Origin of the sequence: Flavobacterium enshiense DK69 (assembly GCF_000498495.1) — a bacterium.
GTDB classification, from domain to species: domain Bacteria; phylum Bacteroidota; class Bacteroidia; order Flavobacteriales; family Flavobacteriaceae; genus Flavobacterium; species Flavobacterium enshiense.
On sequence record NZ_AVCS01000002.1, the window covers coordinates 95,411 to 110,879 of the forward strand.

Below are 15,469 nucleotides of genomic sequence, written 5' to 3' on the forward strand. Positions count from 1 at the left end.
AAGCCATTTCTGTGAGAACATTGTTTAAATGAAATTATAAATTTCGGAGCGCTTCCCTTTTGCTGAGCGGTTTTAAGTTGGTTTTCATTACAAAGTCCATAACACCTTTTGGGTTAAACCGACTGTAATCGCGTAAAGCCCATCCGATGGCTTTCTGGATGAAAAACTCTTTGGAATCTTTGTGTTGTTCGGAGAGGGAAAACAATAACTGGGCATCTGTTTTATCTTTGTAATCCAATTGAAAAAGGATGGCAGAACGGTTGAGCCACATGTTATCGGAATTTGAAAATTTAGAAATAACTTTTTTTGTTTCTTCCGGAAACTGAATGAAGTAGTTTCCCAGCAGGTACTTGGCAATTATGTCCACACTGTCCCACCAGGAATGGGTTGTTATCATTTTTTCGATTAACTGTATGTCTTCTTTGACGTAGTTCTTTTTGAGTTCTTTTATTAGAATTTCGATGGAACAATAATGGAATTCCCGTTCTTTTTTCGAGAACAATTCCCAACCGGTAGTTCTTGCTTTTTGATTGACTTCTTCCTTATGGATTTTCCAGAGTTCTTTCAGGATTTCTCTTCTCTGATTGGTTTTGATTCCGAAGAAAGGGAAATTGTTTTTCATGTAAGCTTCCATTGGGCCCGCCGTTTCAGTTGAGGCATTTTGTTGGAAAGCTGTTTCGAGTTCACTAACAAAATACATTATAAAATGGATAGTTTTTGTTGTACATGAACGCGTAAATCTTCAAAAAAAGCAGTGAATTCAGATTCGAATTGAGGATAGTATTGTTCAAGTTCTTTTATGGCGTTTTGCATGGAAACCCGGTTTTTGGTGCGATGGTCCATCTGAAAAAGGATCATTCCGATTCCTTCCACAGTGGCATAACTTGCCAGCCAGTTCCTGCCAATCATCGACGGCATCATACTTTGGGTTTTTGAAGTAAGCCAGTCGTAATTTTCCCTGAGCGAATTATAAAAACGATTGGCGTACTCTTCCAGGTTTTCATCGGAATATTGGGCCCAGTTTTTTGCCAGGAAATGATCATAGAAAATATCCATAATCACACCGGAATAATGTCCGTAAGCATCATGTAATCTGTGTTTACTCTGCCTGAAAATAGGATGGGCATCTGTAAATGTGTCAATGGCGCGGTGCAGTAAAATTCCTTTTTGTACATCCAGTGGAAACTGCTCATAGTCATGCCCACGAATACCGTCCGCCATGAAATTTCCGATTTTTATTAAATCGTTTTCGCCGGAAAGATAGATATGTGCTAAAAAGTTCATATTACTAATATAATAATTTTAAATGATGATTTTTAAATTTTAATTGATTTTCTCAAAACCACAATTCGCTATATTTGTCACTGCATTTAAAATTTAACATTTAAAATTTAGAATAACCCTTTATATGACTTTAATAAAATCCATTTCTGGAATCCGCGGAACCATCGGTGGTAAAGTGGGCGATAATCTGACGCCGGTTGATGCCGTTAAATTCGCATCGGCTTACGGCACTTTTCTGAAGCAAAATATAAATAAAGAGAGATTGACCGTGGTTATTGGCCGTGATGCCCGTATTTCCGGACCGATGATTCACAATCTTGTGGTAAATACGCTTGTTGGGCTTGGGATTGACGTAATCGATTTAGGTTTGTCAACAACACCGACAGTAGAAGTGGCTGTTCCTTTGGAAAAAGCTGATGGCGGAATTATTTTAACGGCATCGCATAATCCGAAACAGTGGAATGCTTTGAAGTTATTAAACGCAAAAGGTGAGTTTTTAAGCGGTGCTGATGGCACTAAAATCCTTGAAATTGCCGAAGCTGAAGCTTTTGATTTTTCGGATGTGGACAGTTTAGGAACAGTAACTGAAAATGATGCTTATATGGACATTCATATTGATGAGGTGTTGAATTTGCCTTTAGTGGATGTGGATGCTGTAGCGAAAAGAAAATTCAAAGTTGTTGTTGACGGCGTGAATTCTTCGGGAGGAATCATTATTCCGAAGCTATTGGAGCAAATGGGCGTGGAAGTAGTAAAATTATACTGCGAACCAAACGGTCATTTCCCTCACAATCCGGAACCTTTGAAAGAACATCTTGGTGATATTTGTAAATTGGTTGTGGAAGAAAAAGCCGATTTTGGAATTGTAGTAGATCCGGATGTAGACCGTTTGGCCTTCATTTCAAACGATGGCGAAATGTTTGGGGAAGAATATACTTTGGTGGCTGTTGCCGATTATGTATTGAGTAAAACTCCGGGAAATACGGTTTCTAATATGTCTTCTTCACGAGCTTTACGAGATATTACCGAAAAACACAACGGAAGCTATCAGGCGAGTGCGGTAGGTGAGGTGAATGTGGTGGAACTGATGAAATCATCCAATGCGATTATCGGGGGAGAAGGGAATGGCGGTATCATCTATCCGGAAATCCATTACGGACGCGATGCTTTAGTTGGTGTAGCTTTGTTCTTGACTCATTTGGCTAACCAGACACAAACCGTTGCCGAAATGCGTGCGGCATATCCTCAGTATTTCATGAGTAAAAACAAAATCGAGTTGACTCCGCAGATTGATGTGGATGCAGTTTTGAAAACGATGACTGAAAAATACGCTTCGGAAAATATTTCAACGATAGACGGAGTGAAAATCGATTTCCCAACGGAATGGGTTCATTTAAGAAAATCAAATACTGAACCGATTATCCGAATTTACACGGAAGCTCCGACACAAAACGCTGCCGATGTTTTAGCGGAACGATTTGTAGGGGAGTTGAAGCAAATCGCCGGTATATAATTTTAAACTGTTTCAGTTTTTAATATAAAAAGAACCCTGAGCACTTACTCAGGGTTTTTGTATTTGTTTATTTCTTAGCTAACCGCGGATCATCGGCAGGATTGACATAGGTTATTCCCCATGGTCCCATGCCGTGAATCTGTACAATGACATCGCCTTTAGTAAATGCATAGTGAACTGTACCAACTTTCATTACAGCAAATGCTCCCACAGGCATTGTTTTTGCGGCTTTTTCATCATACGTTGCACCCAGACCCATATTAAAAGTTCCTTGGATGACGGTAATATGCTCATCTGCCGGATGTGTATGTGGTTTTATTTTATAATTAGATGGTAATTTAACGCGTATTGTGAACAAGCCAACAGCGCTTGGATCACCTTCTAATACGGCAATTTTACTGCCTGGCGGTAATCCGGCCGGGCCATCAGTCCATTTAATATCTTTAGGCATTACCATGATATGATCGGACATCATATGATCCTGTGCCTGTAGATTCATAACGACGCTGCAGATGCAAAACAGTATCAAAGCAGCAATTTTTTGTGTTGTTTTCATTTTTCCATCTTTGTTTTTCAGCAGTTATTATAATTGATTTACAATTGATAATTACTCGTAGCATCTGCAGGCAAAGAATGGTTTAATTAAATGGGGTTTATGTTTTGTAGCATCTATTGTAAAGACTGCGTTTTGAACCAATAAAGTTAAGAATTAAACTTAGGTTATAATTGCGAAAAGAAGTAAAATATACTATCAACAATCAAAATATCAGGGAAATTGAATTACCGGTGCTTAAAATCAAAATTTTCAAAGATTGAATTCGGGAACTAGCTTCTTCATTAATACTGTTCTGCAGATTTAGGATTGGAATCCAAACAATCTATTTTCCTTTTCGTTTTTTATCCTCTGATTTCTTTTTGGAGATGACTTCCGTAAAGTTCTTCGCCGCATTGGTAAAATCGGAAGGGATCAAAACAATGGTAGTGGTGTTATTATCGATACCGATTTCGGATAGCATCTGCATTCTTCTTAATTCCAGAGCTATGGGACTTTCCGCCATTTTTGTTGCTCCTTGCGTGAGTTTGATGGAAGCGTCGAGTTCGGCTTCGGCTTTGACAATTCGGGCTCTTTTTTCCCGAATGGCTTCTGCTTCACGTGCCATGGCTCTTTGCATGCCTTCGGGGATTTCCACGTCTTTCATTTCCACCATTTCAATTTTAATTCCCCAGGGTTCCGTTGCCGAATCCACAATCCGTTGCAGCGTTCCGTTTATTTTTTCCCTTTCCCTTAATACTTCATCCAACGAGTGTTGTCCGATGATATTTCGTAATGCAGTTACTGAAAACTGATAAACGGCTTTATTGAAATCGGCGACTTTGATGATGGCATCTTCCGGATTGGTGATTTTGAACCAGAGCACCGCGTTTACTTTTATGGTTACGCTGTCTTTTGTAATGGTTTCCTGTTGCTCAAGATCGACGGTTTTTGTTCTGATGTCAACTCGTTGTTGCCAGTCTATTAAAGGAATGTTATAGTATAGTCCCGGGCCTTTTACCTTATAAAACCGCCCGAGCCTGAAAACAATGCCTCGCTGATATTCCTGTGCTATGCGAAATCCTGAAAGAAGGAGGATCACAAAGATGATTCCTATGATTTGAATAGTTGTCATAATTTTTTGTGCTAAAATTTGTCCATTATTGCGTTGTTGATTTTGTTTGCAATCAACCTATAAATTTACGACTAATGTTTGCAATAAAAGAATTTTTTTGTAAATAAATTCAGTGAGTTATATGCGAATTGGATGTGATGTTTTACAAACGAAATCATTTTTATCAATATTCAAATCGGTACAATCAATTCAGTCGTATATGGATTTATGATTGGAATTTGTACTTTTGAAAACCATTAAAAAACAAAGAATGAAAATCGTTATTTCCCCGGCTAAGTCATTGGATTTTGAAAAAGAACTGCCAACACCTCAATTTACCGAAGCCTGCTTTTTAAAAGAGGCTAATTCGGTCCATAAAGTGTTGAAGAAAAAGAAGCCCAAACAGCTGATGGAATTAATGGATATTTCGGATAAGCTGGCCGATCTGAACTGGCAGCGCAATCAGGAGTGGGCTACTCCTTTTACTCCCGAAAATGCGCGTCCTGCAGTTTATGCATTTAATGGAGATGTTTATCACGGTTTGGATGCTTATAACCTACCGGTTGAAAAATTAGACGTTTTGCAGGATAAACTACGAATTCTCTCCGGTTTGTATGGCCTTCTGAAACCATTGGATTTAATCCAGCCCTACCGTCTGGAAATGGGTACTCATATGCCAATCGGTAAAAACAAAAACCTTTATGAATTCTGGAAAACGAAAATCACTAAAGAGCTGAATAAGGAGCTTAAAAAGGAAGATTTATTCCTTAATCTTGCCAGCAATGAGTATTTTTCGGCTGTAGATGTAAAAGCATTGAAAGTGCCTGTAATTACCCCTGAGTTCAAAGATTACAAAGACGGAAAACTTAAAATGATAAGTTTCTTCGCCAAGAAGGCCAGAGGAATGATGGTGCGTTACATTATTGATACAAATGCAGAAACCCTCCAGGATTTGAAGGATTTCAATTATGAGGGTTATAAGTTCGACGAAAACCTGAGCAAGGGCAATACTCTGGTTTTTACGCGTTAATATCCTAAATGTAAATATTCTTCATAATCGCGGAACGTGTCGCGTGTCATTTTGCGCTGATCGCGAGATATCTCACGTAGAGCTTCAACACCTTTGCGGGCACAATGTTTAACTCTTGTCAATCTTGAGGAGAATTCCATCAGTTTATTCGCATCGGAAGGATGAAGTTTTTCGCGAAGTTCGTTTACGAACTCAGAAAATTCATTCATTATATAACTGTTTTCATCATATTCCGCTTGTAAGTCTACTAGAAACTCATCAATTTCCTTCTCGATATCGTGACAATTATGTTCACTTTTCATTAAAAATTCTTTTAGAATTCTTCTGTCTCCGTTAGTAAAGATGCCCATGATGAATGTAGTTTTGATTAATAATATGTAACTATCTGAATAACAACGAAATGAGTTTTAATTGAGTTTTAAAATTAGCTTAAATTATAGTTATTTTTTTTGCAAATCGATTAAGTGAAAAAAAAAACGACTAAGCGAAAAAACAATAAAAAAACTCTGAACAATTACTGTTCAGAGTTTCCTAATCAAATAACTACTATGTTTAAATTAATGAACATTCGACATGTCTACTTTTCCGGCTCCTCGTTTGATTAAGAGCACAAACGGGATACAGATAAGGAACATGATGCCTAAATAGAGAAAGACATCCATGTACGAGAGTACAGTACTTTGTTTCATTACCGACATTTCAATGGCTTTATGAGCTTTGTCCAGCGATTCGCTTGCGCTGAAGCCTTTAGACATGAAACCCATTTGCAGTTGTTGAATGCGTTGCTGTACTTCAAATTTTGTTGAATCCAGATGGGCGATGAGGTTAACACGGTGTCCTTGCGTGAAACGGGAAATAAATGTTGTAATAATGGCAATCCCGAAGGAACCTCCCAATTGTCGCATCATCCCTGTAAAAGCGGCACCTTCTCCAATTTGTCTGCCATGTAACGTTGACAAGGCCAAAGTGGTAATAGGCACAAAGAGGAGACCGAGTCCCATACCGCGCAAAATTAACGGCCAGAACATATGTTCCGTTCCTGTGTCCGGAGTCATTATGCTGTACATCCAAAAAGTAAATCCGAAGAAAATCATAAACCCGATAGCTACCAGATAGGCTTGCGGAACTCCTTTTTGAATCATTTTCCCGATAATCGGCATCATAATCCCAGTCATGATTGAACTCGGAATCAGCAATAATCCTGCATCAGTGGCTGTCCATCCCAAAATAGCCTGCGTGTAAATCGGGATAATGAACGTTGAGCCATACAATCCGAAACCCAAAATAAAACACATTATGGTTCCGATGCGCAGATTTCGATCCTGAAGCACGCGCAGGTTTACAATTGGGTATTTATAAGTGAGCTGTCGCCAGATGAATAAAATTAACCCAAAAAACGAAACAACTGAAAGGATGATGATTGTAATGTCTTCAAACCAGTCGTCCTGTTGCCCGTGCTCCAAAACAAATTGCAGCGATCCGATAAAGGACGCCAGAAACACGATTCCCCACCAATCCACCTGATTAGCTTTTAGTTTTTCGCCGTATTTCGGACTCTTCACAAAGTAAAGCGTCAAAATGGTCGCAATTATTCCCAGTGGGATATTGATGTAGAAAATATAAGGCCACGAGAAATTATCCACAAGATATCCTCCAAGAGGCGGACCTAAAGTGGGTCCCACAATTACTCCCATTCCGTAAATTGCCTGTGCCATTCCGCGTTTGGCTGCCGGATAACTTTCGGTAATAATGGTTTGAGCCGTTACCAAAAGTGCACCACCGCCCATTCCCTGAATGAATCGGAAAAATACCAATTCCCAAATGTTGGACGCATTTCCGCAAAGGAAAGAGGAAACGGTAAATATGATAATGGAAGCCGCAAAGTAATTTCTTCTTCCGAATTGTTGGGAGAGCCAACTGGTCATCGGAATGATGATTACATTGGCAATGGCATAAGCGGTAATTACCCAGGCAACATCGGTCAGAGTGGCTCCCAAACTACCTTTCATGTCGTTTAGGGCTACGTTTACGATAGTAGTATCTACAATTTCCAGCAGTGCACAAAGTACTGCCGTAATTGTGATGATGACCCTGCGAAAGCCGTATTCTACTAAATCTTCTGCTTGTGTTGTCATATTATTTTACGTGAACATCTACTTCCACATTCATTCCCGGGCGTAGTAATTTTACTTTTTCCGCATCATTATTTGCGGATAATTTTATTTTAACCGGTAGGCGTTGAATCGTTTTAACAAAGTTGCCCGTTGCGTTGTCCGGAGGCAAGATAGAGAAACGTGATCCGGTTGCTGGAGAGAACGAGTTTACTTCACCTTCGAATTCAGTGTCAGGGTAAGCATCTACTTTGAATGTAACTTTTTGTCCTATGCGCATTTTGTTCAATTGTGTCTCTTTGAAATTGGCGATTACCCAAGTGTCTGCATTGTTTACAATATAAAATAACGACTGTCCCGGTTGTATCATTTGGCCAGCCTGTACATCTACACTTGAAACCTGACCGTCTACAGAAGCTGTAATAACGGTATAACCTAAGTTGAGTACAGCAGCATCTAAAACAGATTGCGCACGTTTTATGTTGGCATTTGCTACGCCTATTTGCTTACTGGCTACATTAGTTTTTGAAACCACGGCTTCACGCTGGTGAGAACTTGCATTGCGTTGCTGTTGCAGAATTTCAACCTGTTTTTCAGCTTCTTGTTTAGCTGCTAAAGCCTGCTCGTATTGCTGTTTTGTAATGGAATGGTTTTTATAGAGATTCGAATAGCGTTCAAAATCGTTGTTAGCTCTTCCTAAACGTATTTTAGCTGCTTCGATGCTTCCCAGGTTGGACTGAATCGTAGCTTCTGAAATTGAAATGTTTGCGGCTGTGGCTCCTACATCGGCTTTTGAAACTTCAAGTGAATTTTCTGCTACGGCCAACGCTGCTTTTGCTTCCTCCACTTTAACTAAAAAGTCCTTGTCGTCGATTACCAAAAGCGTATCGCCTTTTTTCACGAAGTCGTTGTCTTTGATGTAAACTTTTGATACATAACCTGCCACACGCGGGATGATCGGATTCATGTTCTGTTCGATCTGAGCGTCATCGGTTTCTTCGTGTGCCTGACCGTGCATGTATTTGAAAGTTCCGTATACACCCCCCAGAAGAACTAAAGAGCCAATTATTAGAATGAATTTTTTATTTGCTGGTTTATTTTCCATGATGAGTGATGTTAATTTAGTTTTTGGTTGGTAATACTGTTGATGAGGTTAATTTGCCGGAAGCCGCTAAGATTTCATAATATTTCTCAACGATATCGGCTCTTGAAGAGGATTCGTTGATTTTTGAAAGCAACTGCTGTACGTCTGCTTCCAATAATTCGTCTGTGTCGGCCAAACCGTTGTCGTGTTTGTCTTTTACAATTCTGAAATTTTCAGCGGCCTGTGCAACGGCTTCTTCGTAAACTTTGTTTTGCTTCTGGGCCAGAACGTAATTTTCATTGGCCTGCTGAATCTGTATTTTTGCCTGATCGGTCATTATGTCCAATGATTGTTCTGTTTCTTTTGCTTTGCTTTTAGCGGCTTTGACATCTTTTCCGTTTTTGAAAACGGAAGACAAATCATAAGAAAGCCCCGCACCAAAGTTCATTGCATTGGTAACGGTTACAGTGTTCTGCAAATCAAAACCAATGTAACCTCCCATAAGGGTTAAAGCAGGGTAGTAGTTCCCTTTTGCTATTTTTACGTTGGTTTCCGCGGCCTTTTGCTGCAAACGGATTGCATTTAAATCGTTTCTGCCGGAAATATCGTCTGAAGGCGTATCAAAACCAGTTTCTTTCTTAAAAGTGTCAGAATCGGGATTTATGATCGTTCCTTCGGGTAATTTCAAAAGAGTTGCCAATTGGTAATTTATGGTACTCATATTTTTTCTGGCTTCTTCAAGGGCAATCTGATAATTGGAAACCTGTAATTGTGCTCTCAACAAGTCGTTTCGGGCAATCAGTCCGTTTTCTTCCATCGCTTTGAAATCGACCACACGCTGTTCGGCTCTTTTGATGTTTTCCTGAATCAGTTTTTCATTTTCCTGAGCTTTGTATAACGTTACGTAAAGTTTTACAGCCTGTAGCGCGACATCTTCTTTAGTTTGTTTAGAATAGAATTGCTCCGCTTCATACAGACTTTGTGAGGCTTTGATGCTGTTTTGGATTTTAAAACCGGCAAATACCGGAACAGTTGCCATCGCGTTGCCTAAAATAAGCTGGTGCACATCTGGAGTACTTCCGCCTTGCGATTGGTTTCCTAATTTGAAATCCACATCCGCATTGGTAAGGCGTTGGTATTGCCCGTTGATTTTTACATCGGGATATTGCTTGTTTTTAACCGTCTGCATTTCGAATTCTTTTGTTGCCACTTTGGTGTCTGACAACTTGGCTTCAGTGCTCTGTGTTGTCGCCATTTGAATAGCTTCTTCAAGAGTCATGTTTTTTTTCTCCTGCGCTAATGCTGAAGATATGCCAAGCAGGAAGAAAATTCCCAGCTTGATAAAGTTAATTTTCATAGGTAAGTAGAGCTTTAATTGTTTGTTTGATATGACGTGTAAGTTCTGTGTTAACGTAGTTGTCGATATCTTCCGGCGTATTTAAATTCAGAATGTCTTTAAAATAGGGTTTGTTCATCTGGAAATGAAAATATGTTCCCATGATGGTAGTAGGAATCAAAATGGTATTGACATCTTTCCGGAAAAAACCTTTGTCCTGACCTTCAGCAATAATATTTTTCAAAATCTCCAGATTGTGTTTTTTTATTTCATTGAAAGCATCGCAATTGATGATTCTTTTTCCGGATGAAATTTCAAAGTGGATAATCTGATACATGCTTTTATTTCGATTGATGCGCTTGATGTATAATTCGATTAAGCGATCAATTTTTTCTAAAGGGGTGAGGTCTTCGCGATACAAATTTTCCATCTGCAGACGCATATCCGAAATGCGGTAAATAATTAACGCTTCGAGCAACTTTTCTTTAGAACCGAAATAGTAGGAGATCATCGCGATATTGACGTTAGCAACTTTGGCAATATCGCGTACCGAAGTTCCGTCAAAACCTTGTTCGGCAAAAAGCTTTTCAGCCGCCTGTAAAATTTCAATTTGCTTGTCGTTAAAATCAGTCATTTTAATTTGATTTTGGAATCGGATGCAAAATTAAACACTTGTTTAAATTAAACGTTTGTTTAAATTAATTTTAACATTTTTTTTAACAATGTGGATTTGATTGATTTTTGATGATTTTCAGATGGAGTAGGCGAGTGAAAATTAAGTGGTATGAATCCTTTTTTGAGTCAATAATTTGTTTAGTTTTATCAAATGAAAAATTGATGATCTTAATAGATCGTGGGGAACGAAAAACCACTTTTTAAGCCTTTAAAAAGTGGTTTTTTTGTATATAAACAAAATCTATAGTGATTATTTAAATTATTAATAACCAGTTGTTTGTGTGAATTTTATTGAATTAAAGGTTTAATATATTTTTCAATACTTCTTATTTCGTTGTTTTTAAGGTAATTTACGAATGAGCTTCCGATAATGGCTCCTTTTTGATGCTTGGTTGCCTCTGAAAACGTTTCTTTATTTGAGATTCCGAAGCCGACAATTTGCGGATTTTTTAGGTTCATTTTCGCGACTTTATCGAAGTAGTTTTGCTGTGTTTTTCCAAACGAATTTTGGCTTCCGGTAGTGTTTGAACTGCTTACCATATAGATAAAACTATCGGACAAATTATCAATTTTCCGTATCCTTTCTTCTGATGTTTGAGGTGTGATCAAGAAGATGTTTTTGAGATTATGGTGCTCAAAAATCACCTTAAATTCATCCTCGAAAACCTCCAAAGGAAGGTCTGGAATGATCAGTCCGTCGATGCCAATTTCGGCACATTTTTGACAAAATTCTTCTACTCCAAACTGCAAAATCGGGTTGAAATAACCCATAATAAGGAGCGGAATTTTGACTGTTTTTCGGATGTTTTTGAGCTGTTCGAAAAGCAATTTTGTGGTCATTCCGTTCTCCAAAGCGATGGTTGAACTATCCTGAATTGTCGGTCCGTCTGCCAACGGATCACTGAAAGGCAAGCCGATTTCAATCATGTCCACACCACTTTTTTCGAGTTCCTCAATAATTGAAACCGTATCGTTGAGGTTAGGGAATCCGGCTGTAAAATAGATGGAAAGCAGCTTCTTTTTCTCTTGTAATTTGATGTTTATTCTGTTCATTTTTTAGTGTTTTTTACCTGCGTTAGGGATGGGAACGACATCCTTTTTTGTGGCTTTTTCAGGCACAAAAAAGATATAGTGTACAGCCCGACCCTTGTGGTAACGCCCAAATTAATAGTTAAAATAGTCGATATAGGTATTCAAATCCTTGTCGCCCCGGCCCGATAAATTGATGATTACGATGTCGTTTTTGTCAAATGTTTTCTGGTCTAAAACCGCCAAAGCATGCGAACTTTCGATAGCCGGAATGATGCCTTCTGTTTTACAGAGATTTAGACCAGCTTGCATTGCTTCATCGTCTGTAATAGCAGCAAATTCAGCCCTTTTTGATGTATGCAGATGCGCATGTAATGGTCCGACACCTGGGTAATCCAATCCCGCGGAAATCGAGTAAGGCTCTGTGATTTGACCGTCTTCCGATTGCATCAATAAGGTCTTGCTTCCATGGATAATCCCTATTTTTCCCAATACTGAAGTAGCTGCACTTTCTCCTGAATCAAGCCCCTTTCCGGCTGCTTCGACTGCAATGAGTTGCACGTTTTCTTCCTCCAGAAAATGATAAAATGCCCCGGCAGCGTTACTTCCGCCACCAACGCAAGCGATGACATAATCAGGGTTTTTACGGCCTTCTTTTTCCGATAATTGCTTCTTAATCTCCTGAGAAATAATGCTTTGAAAACGTGACACCATGTCCGGATAAGGATGCGGACCCACTACAGAACCGATGATGTAGAAAGTATCTATCGGGTTATTGATCCAATCCCTAATCGCTTCATTGGTAGCGTCTTTCAGGGTTTTCGAGCCTGAATTGGCTGAACGAACTTCTGCACCGAGCATTTTCATTCGGGCCACGTTTGGCGCTTGTCGTTGGATGTCGATTTCTCCCATATACACTATGCATTGTAAGCCCATTAGTGCACAGACCGTTGCGGTGGCTACTCCATGTTGGCCGGCACCAGTTTCGGCGATGATTCGGGTTTTGCCCAATCGTTTGGCCAATAGGATCTGCCCAATGGTATTGTTGATTTTATGCGCACCAGTATGACACAAATCTTCACGTTTTAGGTAGATTTTGGTATTATATTTTTGAGACAAACGCTCGGCAAAATAGAGCGGCGTAGGGCGTCCGACATAATCTTTCAGTAATTGTTGGAACTCGGTTTGAAAGCTTTCTGTCTGAATGATTTCAAGGTAATTTTGACGCAATGCTTCTACGTTCGGATAAAGCATTTCGGGGATAAATGCACCTCCGAATTCGCCGTAAAATCCTTTTTCGTTAACTTGATATGACATGTTGTAATTGTTTTAAAAGTTGTGTGTTTTTTAATCCGGGTTCGATTTCAAATTTGCTGTTGACATCAATTGCGTGAATGGGTAAATTCATTTGTTGTATGGTTTTAACTTCTTCCAAACCAATACCTCCGCTTAAAAAGAAAGGCTTTTGAGAAGGATAGTTTTTCAGAATCTGCCAGTTAAAAGTTGTTCCGTTGCCGCCATGATATTGCCCTTTAGTATCGAATAAGAAATAATCACAAACATTTTCGTAGGGTGTAATGGTTTGAAAATCAAAGTTGTCATCAATTGAAAATGCCTTGATCACTTTGATATTTATATGTTTCAGCAGATAACAGAATTCAGGTGATTCATTGCCATGTAACTGAACGAGCTGTAAATTATATCGTCGTATTTTGTCTAGTATATCATCCAAATAAGCATCAACAAAAACGCCTACTTTTTGTGTCGATTTGGGCAAGATCGGGATTTCTTTATTGAAAAACCTTGGTGATTTCTCATAGAAGATGAAGCCCAGGTAATCAGGTTGTAATTTTGCAACTTCCTCAATATTAGACGAATATTTCATTCCGCAGATTTTTGTTTTCATGGTTTTATAAGTAAAGCGTTGATAAAAGATTTTGCAGCTATTCCCGGATTCTCAGTTTTCATGAAATGTTCGCCGATTAAAAATCCCTGATAACCAAATTGTTGCAATTCTATGATTGCTTCTGTAGAACTGATGCCGCTCTCGGAAACTTTTATGAATTCATCCGGAATATGTTGTGCTAGCTCTTTGCTGTATTCCAAACCGACTTCAAAGGTTTTCAGGTTGCGGTTATTTACGCCGATCATGTCTAGGCTTGGCATAACGGCTTTGTCCAATTCTTTGCGATTATGTACTTCCAATAATACTTCGAGGCCTAAGGAATGTGCGAATTCTGAAAGCTGTTTGATTTCTGTACGAGTTAAAATAGCAGCAATCAGTAAGATAACATCGGCGCCGTGGGCTTTGGCTTCCAGAATCTGGTATTCGTCGATGATGAATTCTTTTCTTAGCAATGGAATATTTACGGAAGCTCTGGCAAACAATAAATCATCCAGAGACCCCCCGAAATATTTACCATCGGTCAAGACAGAAATCCCTGAAACTCCGGCATTTTGGTAACCAATTGCCACTTCTTCAACTGAAAAATTGTTGTTCATTAATGATTTAGAAGGGGAACGACGTTTGTGTTCTGCTATGATTCCCACCAAATTGTTTCGTAAATTCTTGCTTAACGAATGGGTTTGGCTTCCAAATAAAGCTGAATTCTCAAGTTGTGAAACCGGAATAAGTTGTTTTTTGAGTGTGACTTCTCTTTTTTTATCGGATATGATTTTATCTAGAATGGTCATTTGAGTTATGAATTATAAGTTATGAATTATAAGTTATGAATTATAAGTTATGAATTATAAATTGCTCAAAAGCTGTAGTTTTTTGAGTTTTTCTAGTGCTTTTCCGCTCAGTAAGCTTTCTTTAGCCAATTCAAATCCTTCTGAAATGGAACAATATTTTACTGTAGCGATGGCCATTCCAGCATTGGCACATACTACATTGTTTTGGGCTTCCGTTCCGCTTCCTTTTAATATGTTTAGGAAGATTTCAGCCGATTTTTCAACGGTTATTCCGCCTATAATTTCGGTTTCATAGAGTTTTTTTGTTTGAAAATCTTCAGGTTTCAAGATTTGCTCTGTGTTTTTGGAAATGATTTTGGTATTTCCTGTTAGCGAGATTTCGTCATAGCCATCCAGACTGTGCAGAATCGTGAAGTTTGTTTCGGTATTCTGATACAAATAAGCATACATTCGTGCCAATTCCAGACTGAAAACGCCTACCATCTGATGCTTAGGAAAACTCGGATTTACCATCGGGCCCAACATGTTAAAGAACGTTTTTACGGCCAGTTCCTTACGAATCGGTGCAACATTTTTCATAGCGGGATGGAAGAGCGGGGCATGCAGCACACAGATTCCGGCTTCCTCGATACATTTCTTTAAAAAGTTCTCTTCATTACTGAATTTCACACCTAAGTTTTCCATGACATTGCTCGATCCTGAAATGGAAGAAACCCCATAATTACCATGTTTGGCAACCTGAATTCCTGCTCCGGCAGTTACAAACGAAGCCAAAGTTGATATGTTGAATGTGTTTTTTCCGTCGCCACCGGTTCCGCATAAATCTATGGTATCATAGTCGCTTAAATCAATGGCGACGCAGAGTTCTAGTAGGGCTTCTCGAAATCCGGACAATTCCTCAATGGTAATGCTTCGCATCATGTAAACGGTCAGGAAACTGGCAATCTGGCTAGGGTTGTACAATCCATTGGAGATGTTTTTGAGTACGGTTTTAGCTTCTTCTTTGGTAAGCGTTTCGTGTTGTATAAGTCTGTTTAGTATTGTTTTCATGGTGTCTGAATTAGGTA

Annotated in this window: 16 protein-coding genes; 2 read left to right on the plus strand and 14 right to left on the minus strand. The window is 39.0% G+C overall.

Annotated elements, in window-relative coordinates:
- Nucleotides 1-34: 34 nt before the first annotated feature.
- Both FEDK69T_RS00600 and FEDK69T_RS00605 read right to left on the minus strand, forming a co-directional pair.
- Nucleotides 35-700, minus strand: coding sequence for a DNA alkylation repair protein (locus tag FEDK69T_RS00600; protein WP_035629894.1), 666 nt, complete (start codon nucleotides 698-700; stop codon nucleotides 35-37).
- Complete coding sequence (locus tag FEDK69T_RS00605) at nucleotides 700-1,284, minus strand: acyl carrier protein phosphodiesterase (RefSeq protein ID WP_023572187.1); 585 nt, start codon at nucleotides 1,282-1,284, stop codon at nucleotides 700-702. The genes FEDK69T_RS00600 and FEDK69T_RS00605 overlap by 1 nt, the downstream gene beginning before the upstream one ends.
- 124 nt (nucleotides 1,285-1,408) lie before the next feature.
- Between FEDK69T_RS00605 and glmM the strand changes: the two genes are divergently transcribed.
- Nucleotides 1,409-2,797: a phosphoglucosamine mutase gene (gene glmM / locus FEDK69T_RS00610; RefSeq protein WP_023572188.1), complete on the plus strand. Its 1,389-nt coding sequence runs from the start codon at nucleotides 1,409-1,411 to the stop codon at nucleotides 2,795-2,797.
- A 67-nt stretch (nucleotides 2,798-2,864) separates the two neighbouring features.
- Here the strand turns inward: glmM and FEDK69T_RS00615 are convergent, their stop codons facing one another.
- Nucleotides 2,865-3,326, minus strand: a complete 462-nt coding sequence (locus FEDK69T_RS00615) for a cupin domain-containing protein (protein ID WP_205622822.1) — start codon at nucleotides 3,324-3,326, stop codon at nucleotides 2,865-2,867.
- 349 nt (nucleotides 3,327-3,675) lie between these two features.
- The gene (locus FEDK69T_RS00620) at nucleotides 3,676-4,464 is read right to left on the minus strand and encodes a slipin family protein (protein ID WP_023572190.1); all 789 of its coding nucleotides are present in this window, start codon (nucleotides 4,462-4,464) and stop codon (nucleotides 3,676-3,678) included.
- Nucleotides 4,465-4,714: 250 nt separating this feature from the next.
- Here FEDK69T_RS00620 and yaaA point away from each other — a divergent pair, with 250 nt between their 5' ends.
- Nucleotides 4,715-5,473, plus strand: a complete 759-nt coding sequence (gene yaaA, locus FEDK69T_RS00625; protein WP_023572191.1) for a peroxide stress protein YaaA — start codon at nucleotides 4,715-4,717, stop codon at nucleotides 5,471-5,473.
- Here yaaA and FEDK69T_RS00630 read toward each other — a convergent pair.
- From FEDK69T_RS00630 to trpD, 10 genes are all read right to left on the minus strand, one after another.
- Nucleotides 5,470-5,823 carry a hypothetical protein gene (locus FEDK69T_RS00630; protein WP_035629893.1) on the minus strand — a complete coding sequence of 118 codons (354 nt, stop codon included), beginning with the start codon at nucleotides 5,821-5,823 and terminating at the stop codon, nucleotides 5,470-5,472. The genes yaaA and FEDK69T_RS00630 overlap by 4 nt on opposite strands.
- 207 nt (nucleotides 5,824-6,030) lie before the next feature.
- Nucleotides 6,031-7,608: a DHA2 family efflux MFS transporter permease subunit gene (locus FEDK69T_RS00635; RefSeq protein ID WP_023572193.1), complete on the minus strand. Its 1,578-nt coding sequence runs from the start codon at nucleotides 7,606-7,608 to the stop codon at nucleotides 6,031-6,033.
- Between the two features lies 1 nt (nucleotide 7,609).
- Nucleotides 7,610-8,689 carry an HlyD family secretion protein gene (locus FEDK69T_RS00640; RefSeq protein ID WP_023572194.1) on the minus strand — a complete coding sequence of 360 codons (1,080 nt, stop codon included), beginning with the start codon at nucleotides 8,687-8,689 and terminating at the stop codon, nucleotides 7,610-7,612.
- Between the two features lie 16 nt (nucleotides 8,690-8,705).
- Entirely contained in the window at nucleotides 8,706-10,025 is a 1,320-nt protein-coding gene (locus FEDK69T_RS00645) for a TolC family protein (protein WP_035629892.1), read from the minus strand.
- Nucleotides 10,015-10,638, minus strand: a complete 624-nt coding sequence (locus FEDK69T_RS00650) for a TetR/AcrR family transcriptional regulator (protein ID WP_023572196.1) — start codon at nucleotides 10,636-10,638, stop codon at nucleotides 10,015-10,017. Before FEDK69T_RS00650 ends, FEDK69T_RS00645 begins: the two co-directional genes overlap by 11 nt.
- Before the next feature lie 329 nt (nucleotides 10,639-10,967).
- A complete protein-coding gene (gene trpA / locus FEDK69T_RS00655) occupies nucleotides 10,968-11,732 on the minus strand; it encodes a tryptophan synthase subunit alpha (protein WP_023572197.1) in 765 nt (254 codons plus the stop codon).
- Nucleotides 11,733-11,843: 111 nt separating this feature from the next.
- Complete coding sequence (gene trpB, locus FEDK69T_RS00660; protein WP_035629891.1) at nucleotides 11,844-13,025, minus strand: tryptophan synthase subunit beta; 1,182 nt, start codon at nucleotides 13,023-13,025, stop codon at nucleotides 11,844-11,846.
- Nucleotides 13,009-13,614, minus strand: coding sequence for a phosphoribosylanthranilate isomerase (locus FEDK69T_RS00665; RefSeq protein ID WP_035629890.1), 606 nt, complete (start codon nucleotides 13,612-13,614; stop codon nucleotides 13,009-13,011). Before FEDK69T_RS00665 ends, trpB begins: the two co-directional genes overlap by 17 nt.
- Complete coding sequence (gene trpC / locus FEDK69T_RS00670; protein ID WP_023572200.1) at nucleotides 13,611-14,402, minus strand: indole-3-glycerol phosphate synthase TrpC; 792 nt, start codon at nucleotides 14,400-14,402, stop codon at nucleotides 13,611-13,613. The genes FEDK69T_RS00665 and trpC overlap by 4 nt, the downstream gene beginning before the upstream one ends.
- A 54-nt stretch (nucleotides 14,403-14,456) precedes the next feature.
- Nucleotides 14,457-15,452 (minus strand): anthranilate phosphoribosyltransferase, encoded by a 996-nt coding sequence (trpD, locus tag FEDK69T_RS00675; protein ID WP_023572201.1) that lies wholly within the window; start codon nucleotides 15,450-15,452, stop codon nucleotides 14,457-14,459.
- Nucleotides 15,453-15,469 lie beyond the last annotated feature (17 nt).